This is a genomic window from Candidatus Methylopumilus rimovensis, from assembly GCF_006364615.1.
In the GTDB taxonomy this organism is placed as follows: Bacteria; Pseudomonadota; Gammaproteobacteria; order Burkholderiales; family Methylophilaceae; genus Methylopumilus; species Methylopumilus rimovensis.
Genome location: NZ_CP040986.1, coordinates 806,305 through 831,035 on the forward strand (window position 1 = coordinate 806,305; position 24,731 = coordinate 831,035).

Below are 24,731 nucleotides of genomic sequence, written 5' to 3' on the forward strand. Positions count from 1 at the left end.
AAATGGTTCAATCCACCCCATTATTTGATTACCACATCGGTTGGAAATCTAAAGGCAAGCATCCTGGTCGCCATAAAAGCAATCAGAGAGGAATGGGTATTGAATTTGCAGGACACACAACACTCCTTTCATACCCTGACCCAAGGCGAATTGATATTCGCCAATCGATTCGAGATCCTTTAGGTGAGATTCACGTCAAAATATTTAATCAACGTAGTGCGACACCCGTCATGATTGTCTGTGATTTATCTGCCAGTATGAATTTTGGTGGAAAAAATAAAAAAATTAATTTAGCTGCTGAAGTCGCGCAATCCATAGCTCACTCTGTCATAGATCGTCATGACGCTATCGGTCTCATTGGTTTTGATGACGAGATTAGAGAAGATTGGTTAGCACCCTTATCATTTAGATCACAACATGCATTAACACTTATTCACGAACTTAAAAACTTTACATCTACAAATAAATCGAATCGCGCAATCAAAGACCTCTATCAGTATATGCCTCGTGAACGTTCACTTATTTTCTTTATTTCAGACTTTCACATGCCAGAAGTTGAGTTAGAAAATTGTTTATCTAATCTTATGAGGCACCATGTGGTCCCTGTAGTTTTATGGGATAAGAAAGAATACATCAATCTTCCTAATTTTGGCATTGTCACAATTACCGATCCTGAAAGTGGTAAAAAAAATACACTTTTTTTAAGAAAAGAACTGAAAGAAAAAATTGTGGATTCATTTGAAAAAAGACGTGCTGTCATTACAAAAGCATTTATGAATTTTGATATTCCACCTTTTTTTGTAGATGACCATTTTGATGCAACTAAAATGACCGAATACTTCAATCAATTCGTGGGCGCTTAATAATTATGAAATATCTTATTTCTTTATGGATGCTTCTATTATCAGTTTCTAGTTTTGCACTGGATGTGCAAGAGTGGCCTGATATTCAAGAAGGTATCATATCCATCAAAATAAAAGAGCCGCTTCACCGAGTCGGATATACCGTAGGGGACAAATCAGAAAGACATGTAGAAGTTACAATTAAAAAACCTTATGTACTTATTAAAGAGTCTTTGCCTATTCCGGGTTACGAAAGAAAATATAAAGGCCAAGATTTAGGTATCGTATTGGATGCAATGAAACATGTATTAAAAGAAAATAAAACATCTTCTACATTAGTCATGGATCTTACGTATCAAATTTTTACAAATAATGTAGTCGCAAAACCGGGATTCTTACCAGCTGAATATATCCGAGTCTTAAATCCTAATGACCCACAAAAGAAAGTCTTTAAATATAGGATTCCTGAGTATCAAATTGCGATATCTCCTTTATCTATTTTTGGCGCTATAAAAATTGAACAAGATATGAGCCCATTAAGAGGCGTCATTTTAATGGATGAGAAAAGTCCTATAAAAACACTTAAAATTTCGGGCATCATCGCACTTCTTTCTTTATTAGGTCTTATATATATTTATAGTCAATATGCATGGCTACCAAACGCTCGAGGTATATTTGCAAGAACCCATCGCTCATTCAATAAAATGAAGGCAACTCCCGCTTCTATTGAAAAAGCAATCACAGACATGCATCGTGCTTTTGATCTTGTTATTGAAAAAACTCTCTTTACAGATAATCTTCATGATCTTTATGCTAAGAATCCTTCATTTAAAAATATCGATACTGAACTGCGCGAGTTTTTTAAGCTTTCCACACTCGTATTTTTTAATACTTCAAATAAAAAATATGATCATGATGAAATACTTAAATGGCTTAAAGATTTCTCAAGGCATTGTCGAGATTGCGAGAGAAAACTTATTGTTGATAAAAAATCACTCGTGGCAGGTTTAGCTAAATGACATTTTCATTTCCATGGGTCTTATGGCTTATTCCTTTAGCTTTTATTCCGCTTTTTTTTAAAGAAGTATCCTTACAGTACTACTCATGGAATGAAATGATTCCAAAAGATCGACTCTCAAGGATTGTGGCTATTATCTTAAAATTTATCGCGACCATGATTTTATTGGCAATCATTGTTGGATTAAGTGGGCCACATTCTCGCCAAAAAGAAATTGAAAAAACAGGTATAGGCGCTCAAATTGGTTTGGTATTGGATCGAAGTGCGAGTATGGATGATCCTTTTGCAGGCAACGACCAATCCAAAGTGGGAGAAATGAAATCAGCTGCTGCTGCCAGACTAATTACTGACTTTGTAAAATCAAGAAAAAACGACATGATTGGTATGGTTTCATTTAGCAATTCTGGCATGTATGTTTTGCCACTGACTGATAATAAAAATGCCATTATTTCAGCCGTAAGAGCAACAGCTGGTAACGCATTATTTCAAACTAATATTGGTAGTGGTCTTACGACGGGTGCTGAATTATTTAATAAAGTACCAGACTCTGGTTCAAGAGCGATGATTTTACTTTCAGATGGAGCAGGTCGTATCGATGCTGCTACTCAAGAAAAAATTAAGGATTGGCTAGGCCGATTTAAAATTAGCCTTTATTGGATCGTATTAAGACAACCAGGTGGTATCAGTATTTTTAATACTTCATATAAAGCACGAGATGATGAGGCGCTACCACCTCAAATTGAGCTTAATGAATTTTTTAAAACACTTCATTCGCCGTTTCAAGCTTATGAGGCAGAAGATCCAAAAACACTACAAAAAGCCATCGAGGATATCAATCAAAAAGAAAAGAAACCCATTAAATATTTTGAGAAAATTCCAGGTCAAGATTATTCAACTCATTGTTTTGTCGTTGCGGCTCTTATGATGATAGGTTTACTGATGCTTAAATTAATTGAGGTGAGATCATGGCTTTAATCACAAAAAATCTTTTTAGCACTAAAAAACTCACTTGGATTTTTGCACTGTTTCTCATAATTTCACTTGGTGTATTTATAAAGCAATGGATTGAATTAAAAAATATTCAAGTATTTAATCGAGATATTGCTGAAGGTAAATCGCCGAGTATGTTTATCAATAGTTTTGAAGCGCGTTATGCAACAGCTTATTGGCTCACAACTAAAGAAAGATATAAAGAAGCCAATATTCTTTTTACAAATCTTTTACCGATAGCTTCACCCTCTCAAAAAGCAGCCATTCAATACAATATTGGTAATATTTTCTTTAAGCGCGCATTGGCGATCAACGGTACTGATATGACGGTCAAAAATGAAACAGAATATTTATTTAGACAAGCAAAAGCAGCTTATATGCTATCTATTAAGATTGATAATCATGCATGGGATGTAAAACATAATCTTGATCGCGTGCTTATGATTTTGCCTGCCAACCCAACGCCTGGTGTTGGCGATTCAGATTCGCCTGGACTCATTTTAGGCAATGTTCCTGTAGGCCTTCCTTAAATCTATGAAAGCGTGGCTTAAAAACATAAAATCGGGATCCAATCTCGATTTTAATACCCTATCACTCATAGTATCGATTGGGTTTATGTTGCTTGCGATTATCAATCCATCAATACCTCTCAAACACAATATTTATAACTATATCTTTGTGACTGACATCTCGCAAAGTATGAATACGATTGATATGTCTGTCATGAATAAATCCATCTCAAGACTTGAATATATGAAGCATAGTCTTCATGAAATTATGTCTGAGCTTCCTTGTGGTACAAAAGTGAGTATAGGTATGTTTGTAGGTGTGAGTGTGGCAGCCTCATATACACCTATTGAAGTCTGTGAAAATTTTGATGCTATTGAAGACACAATCGATCATTTGGATTGGCGTTCGGGTTGGTCTGGTAATTCACGTATTCGAGAATCTTTTTTTAACTTAGCACGTTTAATTAGAAGCTTTCCTGAAAATTCTCAAGTCGTTTATTTTACTGACGGTGAAGAAGCTCCAAAGCTCCACGCATTTAATACAAAAGATCTTTCTCAATTTCAAGGCGGAAATGATTGGGTAATTGTTGGAATTGGAAGTTTAAAAGGAGCACCCATTCCAAAGTTAGATGGAAAAAATCAACTCATTGGCTATTGGGCTAATGATAGCTTTGCATTACAACCAGGTATTGCGCAAATCTCAGAGGCTAATATTGGTACTCGAGATGACAATGTGGCAGGTGGCGAGAGTGATCGCTATATGTCTAAGCTAGATGAAGCCTACTTAAAAGACATTACAAAACAGATAAATGGGATTTATGTAAGAGGTGATTCCATATTAAATATCTTAAGTGCAATGAAAAAACAAAAGCCTGCTTGGCAAGATACAGCTGACTTTCATCTTAAATGGTTTTTTGCCTCACTCGCAGGTATTATTTTTAGCCTTCGATTTTTTTCGATAAAACAAATAAAACAATATGTCATTAAGCGTAGAAAATAAATTCATTATTCTTGATAAAACCTCTACGATAAAAGTTGAAGGTGATGATCGAGTTCAGTTCTTGCAAGGCCAATTGACTCAAGATATTAATCTCATCTCGCAAAATAATGCTCTATACGCTGGCTTTTGTAACCCCAAGGGTAGAATGCTGGCTTTTATGTTGTGTTATTTAGATCATGAATCAATCCACTTACAAATTGATAGCTCCATTCAAAATTTTATACTTCAAAAACTTAGGATGTATATTCTTCGCTCAAAAGTGTCGCTAAAATTAGCCAATGAAACATTCACATGTGTAGGTTTTGTGGGCTCCAAAGTACTTCTTACAAAAAACATTCAACCTCCAAAAAATTATTTAGATATCATTCAAGCAAATGGCATCATGATTATGCGTTTAGGAAAAGATGATGATAGATACCAACTCATTGGAGAAACTTCTAAAGTGAATGAATTTATGAAGCTTAACTTTTCTGAATATTCATCCATGAGTTTTAATGATTGGAATAATTTAAATATCCTAGATGGGATTCCTGATATTTACCCAACCACGCAAGAAGCATTTATTCCACAATCTTTAAATATGGACTTAATCGAAGGTATTAATTTTAAAAAAGGTTGTTATACAGGACAAGAAATTGTTGCTCGAACACACTACTTAGGCAAAGTTAAAAGACGGATGTATCGTGCTTTTATTAAATCGCGCGCGGATCTTAATCCTGGTGATCTGATCTTAAATAATAATGGTGAAGAAATTGGTCAGCTAGTGAGATCAGCCAATGAAAATGATGAGAAAACAAACATGCTGATTGAATTAAGAGTTGATCAAGCGCGCGAAGCGCTTTTCATTAAGAGTGAATTAATTGAAATCTTTTTAGAAGACCAAGGAAGATTTGATTAGTGCTTAGCTTGCGAATTACTTGAAGCTTCATTTTCTTTTTTATCTTTTTCGTGATTTGTCACTTGGAAAAAGATTTCATCCTGCTTAATCATACCAAGCTCATTACGAGCTCTCTCTTCAATCGCTGAGAAACCTTGTTTAAGATCTCCTACCTCAGCATTGAGAACATTATTTCTTACTTGATTATCCGCATTTGTTTTTTTCTGAGCATCAATTTGATGATTTAAACTCCATACGCGCAACCAACTTCCTTTACCAAACCACAATGGGTATTGCATTAACGCTACCAATATGACAAAAATAGCAGTTAAAGATTTCATGTTATTTATTCAATTGGTAAAAACAAGAAAGGCCTGCGTATGATGAAGCTAATCCAAGCTCCTCTTCGATACGAAGCAGTTGATTATATTTAGCAATACGTTCAGATCTTGAAAGTGAGCCAGTTTTGATTTGCAATGCATTTGTCGCCACTGCTAAATCAGCAATTGTTGTGTCTTCAGTTTCTCCTGAGCGATGAGAAATGACAGCGGTATATCCTGCTTTTTTAGCCATCGCAATAGTTTCAAATGTTTCAGTAAGTGTACCAATTTGATTTACTTTAATTAAAACAGAATTAGCAACTTTTCGTTTAATACCTTCATCTAAAATTTTTGGATTTGTTACAAAAAGATCATCGCCTACAAGTTGAATATGTTTACCTAATCTTTGTGTTAAAACATGCCAACCATCCCAATCAAATTCACCCATACCATCTTCAATACTAATGATTGGATATTTATCACACCATGTCGCTAGATAATCTGTAAATTGTTCACTTGATAAAGATAAATTTTCAGAGGCGAGATGATATTTACCATCTTTATAAAATTCAGTACTTGCGCAATCAAGACCAAGGTAAACATCACGGCCGGGCTCGTATCCAGCTCGAGAGATAGCCTCCATAATCATTTGTATGGCTGACTCATTAGATGGAAGGTTAGGTGCGAAACCACCTTCATCACCAACGGTCGTTGAAAAACCTTTTTTGCTTAATGTTTTTTTGAGTGCTTGAAAAACTTCCGCACCACATCGTATTGCTTCTCTAAATGTAGGTCTTCCAGCAGGAATAATCATAAACTCTTGCATATCGACACTATTGTCTGCATGCGCTCCGCCATTAATAACATTCATCATTGGTGTAGGTAATTGCATAGCACCTGAGCCACCAAGATAACGATAGAGAGGTAAATTAGAATTTTTTGCTGCTGCTATAGCTGAAGCCATTGAAACTGCGAGAATTGCATTAGCCCCTAAGCGACCTTTATTGTCTGTGCCGTCTAATTCAATCATAGTTTGATCAATCAACGTTTGATCATCTACATCAAGACCTACTATTGCTTTAGCAATTTCGGTATTGACATGCTTCACTGCGTTTAAAACACCTTTTCCAAAATAACGTTTTGCATCGCCATCACGAAGCTCAATCGCTTCTTTACTTCCTGTAGAAGCACCTGATGGCACCATTGCTCTTCCCATCACACCAGAATCTAATAAAACATCAGCTTCTATAGTTGGGTTACCTCTTGAATCAATAACTTCTCGAGCAACAATTTGTTTCACAAAACTCATTCTTTTTCCTTCGTTTACAGTTAATTGTTTAGGACATCTCGATGAAGCCTGCTTTTTTAACTGATCGATCAATTTCAGCTAATAACTCAAGCAATGCTTTCATTTTTTTAAGTGGCCATGCATTCGGTCCATCAGATAAAGCTTCTTTTGGATTAGGGTGTGTTTCCATAAAAATGCCTGCGATACCGCTCGCAACTGCTGCTCTTGCAAGAACGGGTACGAATTCACTTTGTCCGCCACTCTTGTCACCTTGGCCGCCCGGTTGTTGTACTGAATGCGTTGCATCAAACACAACAGGGCAATTCGTTTCTCGCATAATAGATAAACTTCTCATATCTGATACAAGTGTGTTGTAACCAAAAGATGCGCCTCGTTCACAGACCATAATATTATCGAGACCGCCGTTAGCTTCTTTAGCTTTTGTAACAACTTGTTTCATATCACCTGGCGCTAAAAATTGACCCTTCTTAATATTTACAGGCTTACCTGAAGTTGCAACAGCAGTAATGAAATCAGTTTGTCGACACAAGAAAGCCGGTGTTTGGATTACATCCACAATACTTGCAACTTGTTCAACTTGAAATTGATCATGGACATCTGTAAGTACTGGGACGCCTATTTGCTTTTTCACTTCAGACAAAATTCTTAATCCTTCATCAATGCCAAAACCTCTGAAAGTTTTATTTGAGCTTCGATTAGCTTTGTCATAAGAGGATTTAAAAATAAATGGGATATTGAGTGCTGCGGTCATTTCTTTTAACTGACCCGCGACATCTAAAGTCATTGCTTCAGATTCAATCACACAAGGACCTGCAATTAAAAATAATGGGTGATTTAATCCAACATCAAAGTTGCATAGTTTCATGATGCACTTCCTTTAGATTGTTTGTATTTAAGTGCGGCTTGAATATAGGCTTTAAATAATGGATGGCCTGTTCTTGGATTGGAAGTAAATTCTGGATGGAATTGACAACCTACGAACCAAGGGTGTTGATCCTGCGGTAATTCAATGATCTCACAGAGTTGCTCAAAAGGCGTTCTAGCTGAAACTATAAGTCCCGCTTTAATCAACTGATCCACGTAATGATTGTTAACTTCATAACGATGACGATGGCGCTCATTCACTTCAGCTCCATAAATTTTATACGCTAAAGTACCGGATTCAATTGGACACTTCTGTGCGCCCAATCTCATCGTACCTCCTAGATCTGAGGAATCATCTCTTTTTTCAATCGTACCCTCGGATGATTTCCATTCAGTGATTAACCCAATTACTTGGTGCTGAGTATCTTGATCAAATTCAGAGCTGTTTGCATTTTTGAGCATGGCTTTATGTCTTGCAAATTCAACAACAGCTAATTGCATACCTAAACAAATACCTAAGTATGGAATTTTATTTTCACGTGCAAATTGAATCGCTTTAATTTTTCCTTCTGTACCTCGTTTACCAAAACCACCAGGCACCAAAATGGCTTCCATAGCTGCTAATGCTTTAGTACCACTTTTTTCAATTTCTTCTGAATCAAGATAATGAATTTTTATTTTTGATGATGTGTGTATTCCAGCGTGAATCAATGCTTCTGTGAGAGATTTGTAAGACTCAGTCAAATCTACATATTTACCTACGAATGCGATATCAATATGATGTTTCGTATGTTTTAATGCGTCGGTAATTTTGTCCCAGCTTGAAAGATCTGCGGGTTTCGCCAAAATATTTAATTTATGGCAAACAATTTCATCAATCATTTGTTGATGAAGTAAGCTTGGTATTTTATAAATAGAATCTGAATCAACGGCTGAAATAACTGCTTCAGGTGAAACATTTGTAAATAAGGCTATTTTCTTTCTTTCATCATCTGGAATAGCACGATCAGCTCTACAAATTAAAATATCTGGCTGAATACCAATCTCTCTTAATTCTTTAACAGAGTGTTGCGTTGGTTTTGTTTTTAATTCACCTGCTGTTGAAATAAAAGGAAGTAAGGTGAGGTGAATATAACAAGCATTTTCACGGCCTTCTTCAAATCCAATTTGACGAATAGCTTCTAGAAAAGGAAGTGACTCAATGTCACCAACTGTGCCGCCCACTTCAACGATTGCAACATCAGCGCCATTTGCGCCATTCTTTATGTGTAACTTAATTTCATCTGTAATATGGGGGATGACCTGAACTGTCTTACCTAGATATTCACCACGACGCTCTTTGCGAATAACGCTGTCGTAAATCTGGCCCGTCGTAAAATTATTTTTCTTTCCCATGCGCGCCGAAATAAAACGCTCGTAATGGCCAAGATCAAGATCGGTTTCTGCACCATCATCGGTCACAAAGACTTCACCGTGCTGAAAAGGACTCATCGTGCCTGGATCAACATTAATATACGGATCGAGTTTTAGCATCGTCACTTTAATGCCCCGTGACTCTAAGATAGCCCCGAGACTAGCAGCTGCGATACCTTTACCCAAGGAAGAAACGACACCGCCAGTAACAAACACATATTTGGTCATGGAAAGGCTTTTAAATAATTGCTGACGGGAGTCTATTTTACTTTAAAGCTATGTGTCTCACAATTGAAGTTTGAGGTTTCTCATAGAGGGAAAGGGATTTCAAAGGTTTTTATCTCAATTAATCAGAAAATGGCATTTCCTTTAATGGATAAAGGTATCCACTGTCAACCGGTTTTGATAAAAAAACATCTCCACAAAATCTGTGGATAACTTTGTGGATAAAGATGACATAAATTTATAACTCTTGAATTTATAAGCATTTTTTTAAATCGCTTATTTTTTAAGCTAAATAAAAGTTATTTAAAATCAATGACTTAACTTATGTCCCTAATTCTATTAGGATTTTTGGTTAAAGTTAATGTAAGTTCTTAGAAGATGTGCATAACTGCACTATTTTGGGGAGCGCATCGAGCGTATTTTGATGTGATACCTCAATCACTGAATCTAAATTCATATCTCGTAATTCAGCGAAAAAAGTTGCAATTTGATGTAACTCATGAGGTGCATTTCGTCTTCCATGACCTAACCATGATGGGGGAATGTCAGGCGCATCTGTTTCTAACACAATAGACTCTATAGGTAACGTCTTTGCTAAGAATTGAATATGTGTGGCTCTTGAATAAGTCATAGCACCACCAAAGCCCAATTTAAATCCTAACTCGATAAAAGCTTCGGCTTGTTGCATGCTGCCATTAAAGGCGTGCGCAATACCACCTCTCACTGGATATCGTCTTAAATTTTTAAGTACATCATCAACCGCCTGCCTTACATGCATGATGACGGGCAAATCAAATGCGCTCGCTAATTTTAATTGCGCTACAAATATTTCTTCTTGAAGTAATTTGTTGTCTTTGGTAACAAAGAAATCTAAACCAATCTCACCCACTGCGATAGGCTCATATGTTTTTAAATAAGATTGCAATGTATCTAAATCATCGTCTTTCATATCATTGATAAACATTGGATGAAAACCCAATGCATAAAAACAATTGGGAAATTTCTTTCTAAGATTAATAACATCATCGAAACTTTTTCTATTCACCGCAGGAACAATAATTTTTTCAACACCATGATCGAGCGCCTCTTTAACAATAGTATCTTGCTCTTGATTAAACTCTAATGCATCTAGATGACAGTGACTATCGATAAGCATTACGAATGGTCACTTTAATTTAAATCGCATTCTTAAGTCTTGACCGACCCAGCGATGATCTATGAGTGTGGTGGTAATTTTGTTTTCTAAATTTTCATAAGCAGGCAATGTAAACATACCTTTAGCCTCTGAACCTAAAATCACAGGCGCATAATAAATCATAAGCTCATCAATTAAATTAGCTTTTAAAAATGCGCCATTTAAACCTTCGCCTGCTTCAATCCATACTTCATTCATTTCCCGTTCAGCAAGTATTTTAATAAGCGCTGCTAAATCAACTTTACCTCTATCATCTAATTGAATACATTCAATACCTAAAGCTTCTAATTGCGCTAATTTTTTTTGTTTATCATTGGCATAAACTATAAGTAAAGGCTTTTCATGCAGGATGTCAGCATCTAGTGGAATTTTTAATTCTGAATCTACTACTACACGTAATGGTTGACGTGCATTTTCATAAAGCCTTACAGAAAGTTTTGGGTTGTCAGATAACACAGTGCCGATACCAGTCAAAATCGCACAAGAAGAAGCTCGCCAGTATTGAACGTCTGCCCTTGCAGCTTCGCCTGTAATCCATTGACTCTTACCATTATGAAGTGCAGTTTTTCCATCTATTGATACTGCAAGCTTTGCTCTGACATAAGGTGATTTTTTTGTCATGCGACAAATAAAACCTATATTTAATTGTTGTGCTTGTGCTTCCATCACACCTACTTCAACATCAATATACGCTTCTTTTAATTTTTGAATACCTTGACCTGACACTAAAGGATTTGGATCTTGCATGGCAATAAATACTTTTTTAACTTTAGCTTTAATTAAAGCATTGACACATGGAGGCGTTCTACCGGTATGAGAACAGGGTTCTAATGTGACATATACATCGCTACCTTCTGATCTATTTCCTGCTTCTTCTAATGCCATCACTTCAGCGTGTGATTCGCCCGCTTTCATATGATAACCACGGCCTACAATCTCATTGTTTTGAACGATGACACAACCAACTCTTGGATTAGGGGATGTTGTGAATAAAGCTTTTTCTGCAAGTCTCAAAGCTTCACTCATGAAAAATTGAGGTGAATATGAATTCATTTAATCAAGGTCACGCATAACATCATGGAAATCTTCAACATCTGAAAAACTTCTATAAACAGATGCGAAACGAATATAAGCTACCTTGTCCATTTTTTTTAATTCATGCATGACGTTTTCGCCTAATTCACGGGCACTAATTTCTTTCTCACCGTACGCTAAAACTTTTTGAATGATACGTTCAATCGCTTGATCTATATATTCAACAGGTACAGGACGCTTATGAAGGGCACGGCTAAATGATTGGTGAAGTTTATTTCGGCTAAAGTCTTCACGTTTGCCATTTTGCTTCACAACTTGAGGAAATGTGAGTTCGACTGATTCATATGTAGTAAAACGTTTATCGCATTCTGAACATCGACGGCGACGGCGAATTGAATTACCTTCGTCGTTCACTCTTGAGTCAACAACTTGGGTATCATCAGTTCCGCAGAATGGGCATTTCACTTGATGTATTTAAATCTAAATTAAGATCCGTAGACAGGAAATTGAGCGGTTAAGGCAACAACCTTAGCTTTAGTTTCATTAATCACTTTTTCATCATGCGGATGATCAAGAATATCAGCAATCATTTGTGCCACCATGTCCGCTTCTTTTTCTTTAAAGCCACGTGTCGTAATTGCAGGTGATCCGATACGAATCCCTGATGTCACAAAAGGACTTTCCGGATCATTAGGAATTGAATTTTTATTCACTGTAATATGCGCTTGGCCTAAAAGAACATCCGCTACTTTTCCAGTTAATCCCTTAGGTCTTAAATCAACTAAAAACAAATGGGACTCGGTGCGACCAGAAATAATACGAACACCTCTTTTGCTTAATGACTCAGCCATGGTTTGAGCATTTTTAACGACTTGCGTTTGATACGCTTTAAATTCGGGTTTCGATGCTTCTAAGAAAGCAACAGCTTTTGCTGCGATTACATGCATTAAAGGTCCGCCTTGAATACCAGGGAATACGAAACTATTAATGCTTTTTTCGAATTCAGCTTTAGCCAAAATAATGCCGCCACGAGGGCCTCTTAAAGTTTTATGTGTAGTTGATGTTACAAAATCTGCATAAGGCACTGGGCTAGGATAAACACCAGCAGCAATTAATCCTGAATAGTGCGCCATATCCACCATGAAATAAGCGCCCACTTTTTTTGCAATCTGAGACATACGTTCCCAATCGAAACGCAAAGCGTAGGCTGAAGCACCGCCAATAATCAGTTTCGGTTTTGATTCAATCGCGAGCTTTTCCATTTCATCGTAATCAATCTCTTCATTTGCATTGAGTCCATAAGGCACAATGTTAAAGAGTTTGCCCGATAGATTTGCAGGGGAGCCATGGGTTAAATGACCGCCATGTCCTAGGTTCATACCCATGATCGTATCGCCAGGTTTAAGTATTGAAAAATAGACAGCTTGATTCGCTTGGCTACCTGAGTGTGGCTGCACATTCACGTATTCAGCACCATATAATTTCTTTAGGCGATCAATTGCAATTTGTTCAACGTTATCTACAAATTCGCAACCGCCATAAAACCGTTTGCCGATATAGCCTTCTGCATATTTATTTGTAAGTTGAGAGCCTTGGGCTTCCATCACCGCTGGGCTTGTGTAGTTTTCAGATGCTATAAGCTCGATATGGTCTTCTTGTCGCTTCACTTCTTGAGTGACTTGAAGCGCAATTTCTGGATCCACAATACTTAATTTTTGAGCTTTGCTAAACATGTCTTTATTTCCGCTATGTATTTAAAATGATTAGAGATTTTTGTCTCAGAAAAGTCGATATTTTATCATGGGTCTGACCTATCTTTCTTAATGAAGTTCTATCTTAGATAAAATCTAAAAGTTATAATCCTTGTGACTATATTGAAGAGAAAGGTTTATATGCATTGGACTGATAGCCAAAGGATTGCTGAGGCTTTGTACGACAAACATCCTGATATAGACCCTAAGACGATTCGATTTACTGACTTATACCAGTGGATTTTAGACCTTGAAGGCTTTGAAGATGACCCTAATAAATGTGGGGAAAAAATTCTAGAAGCCATTCAGCTCGCATGGATCGAAGAGTCCGAATAAATCATGGCATTACTTCCTAGAGAGATTTTTAAAGCCTACGACATCCGTGGCATTGTGGGCGAAACGCTCACGCCTGCATTTGTAGAAATTATAGGTCGCGCTATTGGAAGTGAGGCAATTGATCGCGGGCAAAAAGAGATCTCTATTGGCTTTGACGGAAGGCTTTCAGGCCCAGAATTATCTCAATCACTCATCAAAGGCATACTTAAAACAGGTATTAGCGTCATTAATCTAGGCATGGTCACAACGCCGATGGTTTATTTTTCTACATTCTTTCTTAAAACCCAATCGGGTGTGATGGTCACAGGAAGTCATAATCCCCCCGACTACAATGGTTTAAAGATGGTTTTAGGTGGCGATACCTTATCAACCGAAGCCATACAGAAACTTTATACCCGTATAGAAGAAGAAAACTTTCATGAAGGTCAGGGATTTGAAAAAAAATATGACATTGCGAAAGACTATATTGAAGCAATCAAAAATCATATTCATTTAAAACGTCCCATGAAAATTGTCATAGATTGTGGCAATGGTGTCGCAGGAGCTTATGCTCGAAAGATTTATGAAAGTATTGGCTGCTCTGTCGAAGAATTATTCTGTGATGTGGATGGCACATTTCCGAATCACCACCCTGATCCTTCTGAACCTCATAACTTAAATGACGTGATAGCGCATCTTAAAAAAAGTGAAGCTGAATTAGGTTTTGCCTTTGATGGTGATGCAGACCGTTTAGGTGTGGTAACAAAAGATGGTCAAATCATTTATCCAGATCGACAGCTTTTACTATTTGCTGAAGATGTCTTAAGTCGTAATCCAAATGCCACAATTATCTTTGATGTGAAATCAACGCGGAATTTATTTCAATGGATTAAAGACAAAGGGGGTAAACCTTTAATGTGGAAAACAGGGCACTCTCTTATCAAAGCTAAAATGAAAGAAGAAAATGCAGCGCTTGCTGGCGAAATGAGTGGACATACTTTTTTTAAAGAGCGTTGGTATGGTTTTGATGATGGTATTTATGCAGGTGCCAGACTTCTAGAAATCTTAAGTCGCTTCAATAATCCATCTGAAGTTTTAAATAACTTACCTAATAGCATTAGCACGCCAGAACTTCAAATTAAAATGAAGGAAGGTGAGCCACACGCTTTGATTAAAAAATTACAAACGGAAGCGCAATTTGATAATGCACTCGAAATTATTAAAGTCGATGGATTGCGCGTTGAGTATCAAGATGGGTTTGGTTTAATGCGAGCATCAAATACAACACCGGTCATTGTTTTAAGATTTGAAGCTGAGAACAAAAATGCACTCGAGAGAATTCAAAGTTCATTTAAAAGTATTTTATCTATAGCCTCTCCGAATTCAGTTTTACCTTTTTAAGATCCTGATTACCAATATCCTACGATCGAAGGATAATCAATCAAGAGCCTATTCAGTTAAAGTAACCTAATGTTAATTAACTATCTGAATAAATTCAAACTTTTGTATGTCATCACACTCGTGATGATTCATAAAATAGCCTTTGCGATTGATCTCCAGCCAGGAGAAATAAAAGCACCTATAGGGACATTTAATACAGCACAAATGTCTTATTTGTATGTTGAAAAAGGAGATAAATATACCCACGGCAAAAAAACATCAGATGCTAGTCATATAAATTACAATGCTTTTCTTTTGAGGCTAAGTCATGCTTTTGATATTATGAAAATACCAGCTGCTGCCTATGTACAATCATCTATAAATCATCTTGAAAATACTAATATTCCCGGGGTAGCCAATGGTAACGAAAATGGTATTGGCGACACTGCCTTTGTATTCGCTTTATGGCCTCATGTCGATCGAGCAAAAGAAGAGCACTTTGGTATAGCAGCATACTTAACATTACCCACAGGTGATTATGATAAAAATCGAGCGATTAATATTGGAAACAATATTTATCAAACAGCTTTGCAAGCTGGCTACCAGAAAAAGCTCATGGAAAATATTAACTGGATGAATGCTTTAGACGTAGTTCTAAGCACTGATAATAATGAATATTTAGGTAATAAAAAACTTGAAAAAGATCCGCTCTATACATTCCAAACAGGGTTACAGTATTTATTTAATCCAACTTATTCGGTATCGATTGGATATTTCTATACTGTAGGAGGCGAAAGTACAATAAATGGAATTGATCAAGGTAATATCAATAAAATTCATCGCTACCAATTAAGCGGTCAAGGTAATTATAATTTTGGTCGACTCACGTTGCAGTATGGTTCAGAATTAGTAAATGAAAATAGCTATATTGAAGAGCATCGATTAATCACTATATACACATTTAAATTCTAAAGAAAGTTAATTAATTGAATCTGATTATTCCAATTATTTTTATTACGATTGCAATCATTCAGCTGGGAATTTTCGTAAATTCAATTTCTCTTATCAAAATCTATCCCAATGAAAAATCTATAAAATATTGGGCAGCGTCACTCTTATCTGGTTCGATTGGAATTACTTGTATCGCTTTGGGTTCTGCTATGTTAAAAAGCCTTGCAAAAGGAAGTTTATTTTTAACGTTTTCCAATATTATTTTCTTTGCTTCTACGATATGGCTTATTTTTTACTCTAAAAGTCTCAAATATAAAATTTCAAATAAAGATATAAAGCTCTACTCATTGACAGTTATTGCATATGGAATTGTATTTGAAGTCGTAAGGCAAAATGGTAATTTTATAGATAGGCAACTTTTTGCAGCCAGCTGTTCATTATTGGCTTACTTAGTATTACTTGTAGAAATAAAAAAACAAAAATTATATGAAGATTCAAAATATTTAAAAATATTTTCCGCTACTACATTTATTGAATTTATTTTGCTTCTCATTCGAATATTAATACTCTTAAATAATGACTATGGATTCATAGACAGTCTCAATGAAATACCCATTGCCCCTCTTGCTATGCTATGGCTAATGCTCATAGTTAATATTTGGTCATACATATCAATCAATGGCTATTGGACAGAAAAAATTGCTTCATCAAGTACAGCAAATTTAATTGAAAATACAAAAATAAAAATATTACTAAATGAAAAATATAAATTAATTAATTCTTTAATGTCAGCAAATAAAACAGCAGTATCTGGAGCGCTTTCCGCTTCGATAGCTCACGAACTAAACCAACCACTTGGTGCTATAAAAATAAATAGTCAGCATTTAGATCTTTTATTAAAAAATAAAAAAGAAAAAGCCCTCATAAAAAAAATTATTCAAGACAATGATAGAGCAGCAAATATTATTGCAACACTAAAATCTGCATTTAACAGTAATCCTACTTACCAAATTATAAAATTTGATACTTTTATCGAATCCTTAAAGCCTTTGTTTATTCAAGCTGCTTCAGAAAAGCAAATTTCTATTAAGTTTTCATTAAATGCTTCAGCCTCTGTAAGTATTAATCCAGACCAGTTAAGACAAGCCTTATCTAATTTATTTAATAACTCAGTGGAAGCGCTGTCCAAAACAAAAAAGACAAGTAAATTAATACTAATTAAAACCTCTATCAATAATAATAAATTAGTCTGTTCTATTTCTGATAATGGACCAGGCGTGAATAAAAAAATTAAAAACAAAGTTTTTGAGCTATATGAAAGTTCAAAAGATGGAAATATGGGTTTAGGTTTATGGTTAACTAAGTACATTATTTTCAATCATAAAGGTGCTATAGGTCTTAATATGAAATATCTAAAAGGCGCAGAGTTCTTGATTGAGCTTCCTATCACTCAGAATGCATAAAAAAAATAAAATTACTATTTTTTTGATTGAGGACGATCCTTCACAGCTTAAAAGTATCGAGTCTTTATTAGAATTCAAAGGATTTGTTTTTCAATCTTTTAAAAATGCTATGGATTTTTTAACGCTTTCTGACATTTCAAGACCTGCTGTGTTGGTATCTGATATGCGCCTTCCTGATTTGAACGGGGTGGAGCTTTATAAAGCTCTTACAGATCGAGGCGAAGACATTCCAATAATTTTTATAAGTGGCGAATCTTCTATTCAGCAAAGTATTGATGCCATGAAACAAGGTGCTATTGAATTTTTAGTAAAGCCTTTTGATATAAATGATTTAACTAATGCGATCGAAAAAGCAACTCGCTTAGAACATAAGCGGGTAAATTTAAAAACATTATTAAAAAACTTATCTCCCAGGGAAAAACAAGTTTTTGATCTTTTAATCCAAGGTTTAAATAATAGTGAACTTATGAAAAAAATTAATGTTTCGCTACCAACGGCTAAGCAGTACAAATCTGAAGTGATGAGGAAATTAGGAGTTAAATCACTCTCCGAATTGATGAATTTAAGTAATCAAACCGTCTAACCCCACCCCTAAATATCATGCTTTCGAAGGATATCCATAGACCGAATGTACATTTAATATTTGGCTGTGGAAAAATTAGAATATAACTTTGGCTTACTTAAGCAAAAAAGAATTGAACGTGGCTTATCTCCTCTGGATATTGCTAACGAGTTATGTTTAGCTGAAAGACAAATTCTTTCTATCGAGGAAAATAAACTTCAGCACTTTCCTTCTGCCTCTCTAAAGTTAGTGTGTGTAAGAAAATATGCCAAGGCAGTTGGTTTACCCATCTCTGAAGTAATTCCTCATTCAGAAGAAATCTCCTAATTTAATGGTTCACGCAACTCCTCATAAAGCAATTGAATTAGCTCAAGAATATATTCGATTGCATCTTTCAGAAAAAATAACTATGAGTGATTTAAGAAATGCCTCCGGCTACTCAGAGCGATCTTTGCAGCTTTTATTTAAAAAGCATTTTGATAAAACGCCTTTTGAATATATTGAAGAAGAAAGACTCGTTCTGGCTTTCGATTTAATTAAACGTCACAAAAGTACTAAAAAAACGACTGAAATTGCTTTGAATGTTGGATGTAAACACCTCGGAAGATTTTCTGTGAAATTCAAAGCAAGATTTGGAATTCACCCCTCTGTTCTCGCTAAGGCCGCATAAAAAACTATCTTTCGGGATCGTTTTTATCCCACGTATATATCGCGGTATGTGGGATTTTTTTGTTTTAAGTGAGTAACAACTTTAATCCTGCAATCACCAAAACCAAAGCTAATGTTTTTTTAATGGTGTTAGCTGTATAAAACTTTATCCCAAGCGTTGTGCCAATAAGTGCGCCTATCAAAGTAGCCCCTATGAATAAAGGTAGTTGATTAGGTAGACTCTGAATAGAAGAGTAGTTTCCAAGCAATCCAAAACTAGAATTAATAAGAATAAATAGTGCGGTGATGCCTGAAGTTGTTTTGGTTGAGCTCCAACCTAAAAATAATATCAGTGGTGATAAAAATATACCTCCACCTGTTCCAGTTAATCCTGCCAAAAAGCCTATACATGAACCAATCAAAACGGCTAAGAAAAATGGAGGTTTTTTAAGATTTTTATCGATCTTTTTAGAAAGATCGGTCACAAGAGAAATAGCAGATATTAAAAGAATAAAACCCACAATAGATTTATAGATATGGCTCGGAGGATTGATATAACCCCCTAAAAATGCGAATGGGATGGCACCTAGTGCAATCGGCAATAAAACTTTTAAATCAAAAAAACCTTTTCGTATAAAACGCCAGCTCGTAAATGAAGCAATAAAGATATTTAAAACTAATGCTGTCGGTTTAATCACAGAACTAGGGATATTAAATAGCGTCATGATAGCAATATAAATTGAAGCGCCTGCATGCCCCACTGATGTATACAAGATTGCACCCAATAATAAACAGAAGCTGATAGTAAAATCAATCAATTCAAAATGCATAAACACTTTCTTAATCGCTTATTAATGATATTAACTAATTAATTATAAAGCGTTTAATAGCTTTATCGGAGTAAAATGCTCAACTATGCAAACGACTGCTCAATCTTCAGTAAAAGCTATAAACAAATACCGTCCTTATTGGGCGAAACGTTTTGGCGCAGCCCCAATGCTTCCTATGACGCGTAAGGAAATGGATGCATTAGGCTGGGACAGTTGCGACATTATTTTAGTGACAGGTGATGCTTATATTGATCACCCAAGTTTTGGTATGGCCTTAGTAGGACGATTACTTGAAGATCAAGGATTCCGAGTGGGCATCATATCCCAACCTGATTGGTCGAGTGCTGAACCTTTTAGAGCGCTAGGTAAACCCAATCTTTATTTCGGTATCACCGCTGGCAATATGGATAGTATGGTCAACCGATACACGGCTGACCGAAAAATTCGATCTGATGATGCTTATACGCCCGGCGCTATTGCAGGCAAACGACCTGACCGAGCAGTGCTTGTGTATTCTCAACGTTGTCGCGAAGCATTTTCAGATGTGCCATTAGTGATTGGAAGTATTGAAGCAAGTCTTCGTCGAATTGCACATTACGACTATTGGTCTGACAAAGTACGTCGTTCAATACTGGTGGATTCTAAAGCTGATATTTTATTATATGGCAATGCTGAACGCGCACTGATTGAACTCACACACCGTATTGCTGATGGTGAAAAAGTAGAAGATATTCAAGATATAAGAGGTACAGCATTCTTACGTAAAAAAATTCCTGAAGGCTGGGAAGAGATTGCGTCCACACACCTTGATCGCCCAGGAAAAATTGAAGTCCATGTTGACCCTTATGAAATGAAAATGGGGGCTGGAAGTGATTGCGAAACCAAAGAAAAATTGCCTGAAGATGTGAAAGTCATTCAGGTTGTTCGAAAAACAAAAACAGATCGAAGTAAACAAGTAGTTCGTTTACCAAACTTTGAAGAAGTGGTTGATAATCCGGTGCTCTATGCGCATGCATCACGCGTCCTTCATTTAGAAGCGAATCCAGGAAATGCGCGAGCGCTCATTCAAAGACACGGGGATCGTGAAGTTTGGTTAAACCCACCCCCTATTCCTCTCACAACAAAAGAGATGGACTATGTATATGGCATGCCTTATGCAAGAAAACCTCACCCTTCTTATGGCAACGCTAAAATTTCAGCATGGGAAATGATTCGTTTCTCAGTGAATATTATGCGCGGGTGTTTTGGTGGATGTACTTTCTGTTCCATTACAGAACATGAGGGTCGCATTATTCAAAGTAGATCTGAAGAGAGTATCTTAAAAGAAGTTGAAGAGATTAGAGATAAAGTTGAAGGCTTTACAGGGGTCATTTCAGATTTAGGTGGTCCTACAGCAAATATGTACCGCATGGCTTGTAAATCTGAAACCATTGAAGCTTCTTGTAGAAAGCTTTCTTGTGTTTATCCTGGTATTTGTGAGAATTTAAATACTGACCACTCAGCCCTTATAGAGCTTTATCGAAAAGCCAGAAACACCAAAGGTATCAAAAAAGTACTGATTGGATCAGGACTGCGTTATGACCTTGCAGTCACTTCTCCTGAATATGTCAAAGAGCTTGTGCAACATCATGTCGGGGGTTATCTGAAAATTGCACCTGAGCACTCTGAGGAAAATGTCTTATCTAAAATGATGAAACCGGGCATGGGTTCATATAATAAATTTAAAGAGATGTTTGATCGCTTCTCCAAAGAAGTCGGCAAAGAACAATATTTAATTCCTTATTTTATCGCAGCGCATCCAGGTGCTACCGATGAGGATATGATGAATTTGGCACTATGGCTCAAAGAACATGACTTTAAATTAGATCAGGTGCAAACTTTTACACCGACACCGATGGCTATGGCTACAGCCATGTATCACTCAGGTAAAAATCCTTTGCGTAAAGTAACAAATGATAGTGAAGAAGTTCCCATTCCTCGAGCAGGTGGCATAAGACGACTTCATAAAGCATTTATTCGCTATCATGACCCAAAAAATTGGCCTATGTTACGAGAGGCATTACAACGTATGGGCCGCTCTGATTTAATTGGAGACAGTAAAAAACATCTGATTCCAGCAAGGCAGCCTTTATCAGAAAATCACTCTAAAAGAATGCATCAATTTGCGAGAAACAAACCCTCCACTACAAAGCCTTTTAAACGCGCTCGCTAACCTTTAACTTCGCTAAGAAGTTGAAAGAAAATAAAATGAAAAACAAAAAAATCACAGAACTTCTTAAACAGATGGAAGCGATTGAAAAAGAACTGAATGAAGTCATTCATCAGCAAGAAATTCAATTCAACTATCAATTTAAAGGCAAGAAGGTTGAATTTGAAAGTTCTATTAAAGAGGCACATAAGAAATTAAAAATAGGTTTAATACATTGGTTTTCAACAAGACCCATCAATCTTATGACAGGGCCCATTATCTACAGCATGATCATCCCTATGTTAATCCTAGATGCGTGTATAAGCTTTTATCAATTCACGTGTTTTCCTATCTATGAAATTAAATTAGTGAAGCGACGTGATTACATTTCTTTTGATCGCCACCATCTTCATTATCTTAATTGGATCGAAAAATTTCATTGCACCTACTGTGCTTATGGGGCTGGACTTTTAGCTTACATCACAGAAATTGTAGCGAGAACTGAGCAATACTTCTGCCCTATAAAACATGCAAGAAAAGTCATGGGCACACACTCAAGATATATAAAATTTTTAGAATACGGAGATGCTAAAAACTATCAAGAAAATCTTGAGAATTTTAGAAAACAGCTTTCAAAAACTTAAGTTCTTATTTTTATGAACTTTTTCATAAAACTTAAGACAAAGAAGCATTTCATTTATAAGGTATTTTTATGAGAGCTTTAGTTGTATGTTTAACGTTACTTAGTTGTTTTTCATTGGCATTTGCTAATCAAGATATAAATACTCAAAAACTTCAAAGCCAAAAGCAATTTATTAGTAACATCAATCAATGTAGTAATCCTGCCCAATTAGAGCAATTCATTCAAAATGCTCTTGTTAATGTCTCTAATCATGAAAAAAGGGCTCAACATGCGGCGTTACTTGAAGAGCTTATTAAATACAATCCTTCATGTTTTGTAGCAAGCGTTAAAAAATTAGACCCAAAAAGCTGCGAAAAAATGGAAGAGTCTTATCTTAGCGAACCGTTCTTTTATCCAAGGGAAGACTTAAGAGCCTCTCTTGCATCAGCGAAAAACTATAAGGCGAGTTGCTTAGCAAGTTAATTTTATGAAAATTATTCGATGTATAGCGATCATTTCTATTCTCTGTCTTTGCAATCTCTCATTCTCCAAAGACTTAGATGGCAAATTACTCTCAGGAACACATATTGAAAAATACCAAAATGGAAATACCAAATATGAGGTCCATTATGTCAACGGCAAAAAAGAAGGTTTAGAGACTTTTTGGTACAACAGTGGACTGAAATATATACAAACTAATTATAAAAACGATAAAGAAGATGGTGTGTGGAATCAATGGTATGAAAGTGGCCAACTTAAATTAGAAGCGCATTACAAAGATGGTAAAGAGCATGGTTTATTTACACAATGGTATGACAATGGCGCCAAAAGATCTGAAGCAACTTTTAAAGATGGCAAAAAAGAAGGGTATGAGACTTACTGGGAAAAGAATGGCGATGTCAAATCTAAAACCTTATATGAGGATGGAAAGCCCACAAAATAAAAATGCTACCTAGGTAGCATTTTTATTTATCAAAAGAATTTTCTGATCTTAATTTTTCAATACGCTTATTTTCAAAGGTTCTTAAACCTATAAATGTAAAGAGTCCAATCGCAATCATGACTAAAATAAAACAGCCATAAGCTAATTGCCAAGGGATACCATTCGTCATCATACTAAATTCAGACATACCTCCAATACCTGCAATGATATTCACCGGCATAAAGACGACGCTGATAATCGTCAATCTTTTCAAATCAATATTTTGATTTACATTAAGGAAACCGACTGTGGCATCCATTTGAAAGTTGATCTTATTAAATAAGAATGATGTATGGCCATCTAATGAGTCTATATCACGAAGAATTTCTTTGACATCTTCATGTTGACTCACTGATAAAAGCTTTGAACGCATCAAAAATGACAGAGCGTTTCTAGTATCCATCACATTACGTCTTATCTTACCGTTCAAATCTTCCTCGATGGCAATATCAGAAAGAATCGTCGCCGCCTGGCTATTTGTCATATAGGACTTCACAACCTGCTTACCGACTTTTTCTAGTCTTGAGTAAACATCTTCAAGGGCGTTCGCTGAATATTCAATATCTGCTGCATACAAATCTAATAAGACATCTTTCGCTTGAGATACATAACCTGCTTCTGCACGCGCTCTTAAACGTTGAAGTCTGAATACAGGCAATTCTTCATTTCTAACAGTGAATAATATTTTGTCTTTAAGAACGAATGCCACCGTAACGTTTTTAGATTCTTTCGTGGTGTCTAGTAAGAAATTGGAATGTAGATGAATTTCACCATTATCTTCAATATAAAAACGCGCACTCGTTTCCAAGTCTGTAAGTTCATTGGGGTTAGGAATATGCGCACCAAAAATTTCTCTAGCCCATTCGAGCTGCTCAATCTCAGGTGTGACAAGATCCACCCAAATAGGCTTGGCCTTTTCAAGATCTTTTCGGCTGTAAATAGGTATTTGACGTAAACGACCTTTAAATAAGTCAAATACTCGAATAACCGTAATTTGCTCTTTATTTGGAGTTTCGTCAGATACAAGATCCATACGAATGTCATCAGAAACTTCCAGAAGCACATCATCACGACGACTTGTTTCAATATGATCCCATACAACAATTCGCTCTTGCTCTATTAATGCTTCCAGAATTCTGGCAATGTCATTAACTTCTAGCTTTTTAACAAGCTTTTCTAATTCGGTGGAATTTTGTTTTTGAATGAGAGATTCGACAATATCCTGACGAGACATCTCTTGTCTTTGAATGAGATTACCAACCAGATTTTGCTTAGCGAGCAAGTTTTTGATACTGGATAATTTCTTATCAATGTTGTTTTTTTCTGACATGATAATTGCCTCGAATTCAGATTAAGCTTAAGGTTTCGGCAATTGTAAAGTAATAGCCATCAAATTGAAACCTTGATCACCAATAAAAATGAATTACTTATATATACCTTGA

The 24,731-nt window shown here is 36.0% G+C and carries 27 protein-coding genes; 17 read left to right on the forward strand and 10 right to left on the reverse strand.

The genetic code is table 11. The features are described 5' to 3' along the window. The first annotated feature begins 2 nt into the window (after nucleotides 1-2). Genes FIT61_RS04060 through ygfZ form a run of 6 tightly spaced genes read left to right on the forward strand, consistent with a single transcriptional unit; the run spans nucleotide 3 to nucleotide 5,257 of the window. Complete coding sequence (locus tag FIT61_RS04060) at nucleotides 3-863, forward strand: DUF58 domain-containing protein (RefSeq protein ID WP_139883413.1); 861 nt, start codon at nucleotides 3-5, stop codon at nucleotides 861-863. 5 nt (nucleotides 864-868) lie between these two features. Beyond that, on the forward strand, nucleotides 869-1,861 hold the full coding sequence (locus tag FIT61_RS04065; protein ID WP_139883414.1) for a hypothetical protein: 993 nt from the start codon (nucleotides 869-871) through the stop codon (nucleotides 1,859-1,861). Next, complete coding sequence (locus FIT61_RS04070) at nucleotides 1,858-2,835, forward strand: vWA domain-containing protein (RefSeq protein ID WP_139883415.1); 978 nt, start codon at nucleotides 1,858-1,860, stop codon at nucleotides 2,833-2,835. The genes FIT61_RS04065 and FIT61_RS04070 overlap by 4 nt, the downstream gene beginning before the upstream one ends. After that, nucleotides 2,826-3,380, forward strand: coding sequence for a hypothetical protein (locus FIT61_RS04075; protein WP_139873532.1), 555 nt, complete (start codon nucleotides 2,826-2,828; stop codon nucleotides 3,378-3,380). Before FIT61_RS04070 ends, FIT61_RS04075 begins: the two co-directional genes overlap by 10 nt. A gap of 4 nt (nucleotides 3,381-3,384) precedes the next feature. Further along, on the forward strand, nucleotides 3,385-4,359 hold the full coding sequence (locus FIT61_RS04080; RefSeq protein WP_139883417.1) for a vWA domain-containing protein: 975 nt from the start codon (nucleotides 3,385-3,387) through the stop codon (nucleotides 4,357-4,359). Next, entirely contained in the window at nucleotides 4,337-5,257 is a 921-nt protein-coding gene (gene ygfZ / locus FIT61_RS04085; RefSeq protein ID WP_139883419.1) for a CAF17-like 4Fe-4S cluster assembly/insertion protein YgfZ, read from the forward strand. The genes FIT61_RS04080 and ygfZ overlap by 23 nt, the downstream gene beginning before the upstream one ends. On the opposite strand, the gene ftsB is transcribed toward ygfZ, so the two are convergent. The 8 genes from ftsB to glyA all read right to left on the reverse strand — a co-directional run bounded on the left by ftsB (nucleotide 5,254) and on the right by glyA (nucleotide 13,330). Beyond that, nucleotides 5,254-5,577 carry a cell division protein FtsB gene (ftsB, locus tag FIT61_RS04090; RefSeq protein WP_139883420.1) on the reverse strand — a complete coding sequence of 108 codons (324 nt, stop codon included), beginning with the start codon at nucleotides 5,575-5,577 and terminating at the stop codon, nucleotides 5,254-5,256. The genes ygfZ and ftsB overlap by 4 nt on opposite strands. 1 nt (nucleotide 5,578) lies before the next feature. Continuing rightward, nucleotides 5,579-6,865 carry a phosphopyruvate hydratase gene (eno, locus tag FIT61_RS04095; protein ID WP_139883422.1) on the reverse strand — a complete coding sequence of 429 codons (1,287 nt, stop codon included), beginning with the start codon at nucleotides 6,863-6,865 and terminating at the stop codon, nucleotides 5,579-5,581. Between the two features lie 28 nt (nucleotides 6,866-6,893). Further along, nucleotides 6,894-7,730, reverse strand: a complete 837-nt coding sequence (gene kdsA, locus FIT61_RS04100; protein WP_139883423.1) for a 3-deoxy-8-phosphooctulonate synthase — start codon at nucleotides 7,728-7,730, stop codon at nucleotides 6,894-6,896. After that, nucleotides 7,727-9,370, reverse strand: coding sequence for a CTP synthase (locus FIT61_RS04105; RefSeq protein ID WP_139883424.1), 1,644 nt, complete (start codon nucleotides 9,368-9,370; stop codon nucleotides 7,727-7,729). Before FIT61_RS04105 ends, kdsA begins: the two co-directional genes overlap by 4 nt. A 355-nt stretch (nucleotides 9,371-9,725) precedes the next feature. Beyond that, nucleotides 9,726-10,523, reverse strand: a complete 798-nt coding sequence (locus FIT61_RS04110) for a TatD family hydrolase (protein ID WP_139883426.1) — start codon at nucleotides 10,521-10,523, stop codon at nucleotides 9,726-9,728. A gap of 9 nt (nucleotides 10,524-10,532) precedes the next feature. Beyond that, nucleotides 10,533-11,588: a bifunctional diaminohydroxyphosphoribosylaminopyrimidine deaminase/5-amino-6-(5-phosphoribosylamino)uracil reductase RibD gene (ribD, locus tag FIT61_RS04115; RefSeq protein ID WP_244925179.1), complete on the reverse strand. Its 1,056-nt coding sequence runs from the start codon at nucleotides 11,586-11,588 to the stop codon at nucleotides 10,533-10,535. Between the two features lie 27 nt (nucleotides 11,589-11,615). Beyond that, nucleotides 11,616-12,062: a transcriptional regulator NrdR gene (gene nrdR, locus FIT61_RS04120; protein WP_139873540.1), complete on the reverse strand. Its 447-nt coding sequence runs from the start codon at nucleotides 12,060-12,062 to the stop codon at nucleotides 11,616-11,618. Nucleotides 12,063-12,082: 20 nt separating this feature from the next. Continuing rightward, nucleotides 12,083-13,330 (reverse strand): serine hydroxymethyltransferase, encoded by a 1,248-nt coding sequence (gene glyA / locus FIT61_RS04125; protein WP_139883428.1) that lies wholly within the window; start codon nucleotides 13,328-13,330, stop codon nucleotides 12,083-12,085. Between the two features lie 159 nt (nucleotides 13,331-13,489). On the opposite strand from glyA, the gene iscX reads away from it, so the two are divergent. The 7 genes from iscX to FIT61_RS04160 all read left to right on the forward strand — a co-directional run bounded on the left by iscX (nucleotide 13,490) and on the right by FIT61_RS04160 (nucleotide 18,689). Continuing rightward, nucleotides 13,490-13,684 (forward strand): Fe-S cluster assembly protein IscX, encoded by a 195-nt coding sequence (gene iscX, locus FIT61_RS04130; RefSeq protein WP_139873542.1) that lies wholly within the window; start codon nucleotides 13,490-13,492, stop codon nucleotides 13,682-13,684. 3 nt (nucleotides 13,685-13,687) lie between these two features. After that, entirely contained in the window at nucleotides 13,688-15,064 is a 1,377-nt protein-coding gene (locus FIT61_RS04135; RefSeq protein ID WP_139883430.1) for a phosphomannomutase/phosphoglucomutase, read from the forward strand. Between the two features lie 69 nt (nucleotides 15,065-15,133). Beyond that, on the forward strand, nucleotides 15,134-16,015 hold the full coding sequence (locus FIT61_RS04140) for a transporter (RefSeq protein ID WP_139883432.1): 882 nt from the start codon (nucleotides 15,134-15,136) through the stop codon (nucleotides 16,013-16,015). 14 nt (nucleotides 16,016-16,029) lie between these two features. After that, nucleotides 16,030-17,457: a sensor histidine kinase gene (locus FIT61_RS04145; RefSeq protein ID WP_139883433.1), complete on the forward strand. Its 1,428-nt coding sequence runs from the start codon at nucleotides 16,030-16,032 to the stop codon at nucleotides 17,455-17,457. Next, the gene (locus FIT61_RS04150) at nucleotides 17,450-18,040 is read left to right on the forward strand and encodes a response regulator transcription factor (RefSeq protein ID WP_139883435.1); all 591 of its coding nucleotides are present in this window, start codon (nucleotides 17,450-17,452) and stop codon (nucleotides 18,038-18,040) included. Before FIT61_RS04145 ends, FIT61_RS04150 begins: the two co-directional genes overlap by 8 nt. A gap of 66 nt (nucleotides 18,041-18,106) precedes the next feature. After that, on the forward strand, nucleotides 18,107-18,346 hold the full coding sequence (locus tag FIT61_RS04155; protein ID WP_189342505.1) for a helix-turn-helix domain-containing protein: 240 nt from the start codon (nucleotides 18,107-18,109) through the stop codon (nucleotides 18,344-18,346). Nucleotides 18,347-18,350: 4 nt separating this feature from the next. Next, a complete protein-coding gene (locus FIT61_RS04160; protein ID WP_139883437.1) occupies nucleotides 18,351-18,689 on the forward strand; it encodes a helix-turn-helix transcriptional regulator in 339 nt (112 codons plus the stop codon). 64 nt (nucleotides 18,690-18,753) lie between these two features. Here the strand turns inward: FIT61_RS04160 and FIT61_RS04165 are convergent, their stop codons facing one another. Then, entirely contained in the window at nucleotides 18,754-19,497 is a 744-nt protein-coding gene (locus FIT61_RS04165) for a sulfite exporter TauE/SafE family protein (RefSeq protein ID WP_139883439.1), read from the reverse strand. 85 nt (nucleotides 19,498-19,582) lie between these two features. On the opposite strand from FIT61_RS04165, the gene FIT61_RS04170 reads away from it, so the two are divergent. From FIT61_RS04170 to FIT61_RS04185, 4 genes are all read left to right on the forward strand, one after another. Beyond that, nucleotides 19,583-21,709, forward strand: a complete 2,127-nt coding sequence (locus tag FIT61_RS04170) for a YgiQ family radical SAM protein (RefSeq protein ID WP_139883441.1) — start codon at nucleotides 19,583-19,585, stop codon at nucleotides 21,707-21,709. A 35-nt stretch (nucleotides 21,710-21,744) separates the two neighbouring features. Continuing rightward, nucleotides 21,745-22,329 (forward strand): hypothetical protein, encoded by a 585-nt coding sequence (locus tag FIT61_RS04175; RefSeq protein WP_139883443.1) that lies wholly within the window; start codon nucleotides 21,745-21,747, stop codon nucleotides 22,327-22,329. A 68-nt stretch (nucleotides 22,330-22,397) separates the two neighbouring features. Beyond that, entirely contained in the window at nucleotides 22,398-22,790 is a 393-nt protein-coding gene (locus FIT61_RS04180) for a hypothetical protein (RefSeq protein WP_139883445.1), read from the forward strand. 4 nt (nucleotides 22,791-22,794) lie between these two features. Continuing rightward, nucleotides 22,795-23,250: a toxin-antitoxin system YwqK family antitoxin gene (locus FIT61_RS04185; protein WP_139883446.1), complete on the forward strand. Its 456-nt coding sequence runs from the start codon at nucleotides 22,795-22,797 to the stop codon at nucleotides 23,248-23,250. 22 nt (nucleotides 23,251-23,272) lie between these two features. Here the strand turns inward: FIT61_RS04185 and FIT61_RS04190 are convergent, their stop codons facing one another. Continuing rightward, nucleotides 23,273-24,619, reverse strand: coding sequence for a CorA family divalent cation transporter (locus FIT61_RS04190; RefSeq protein ID WP_139873554.1), 1,347 nt, complete (start codon nucleotides 24,617-24,619; stop codon nucleotides 23,273-23,275). Nucleotides 24,620-24,731: the final 112 nt, after the last annotated feature.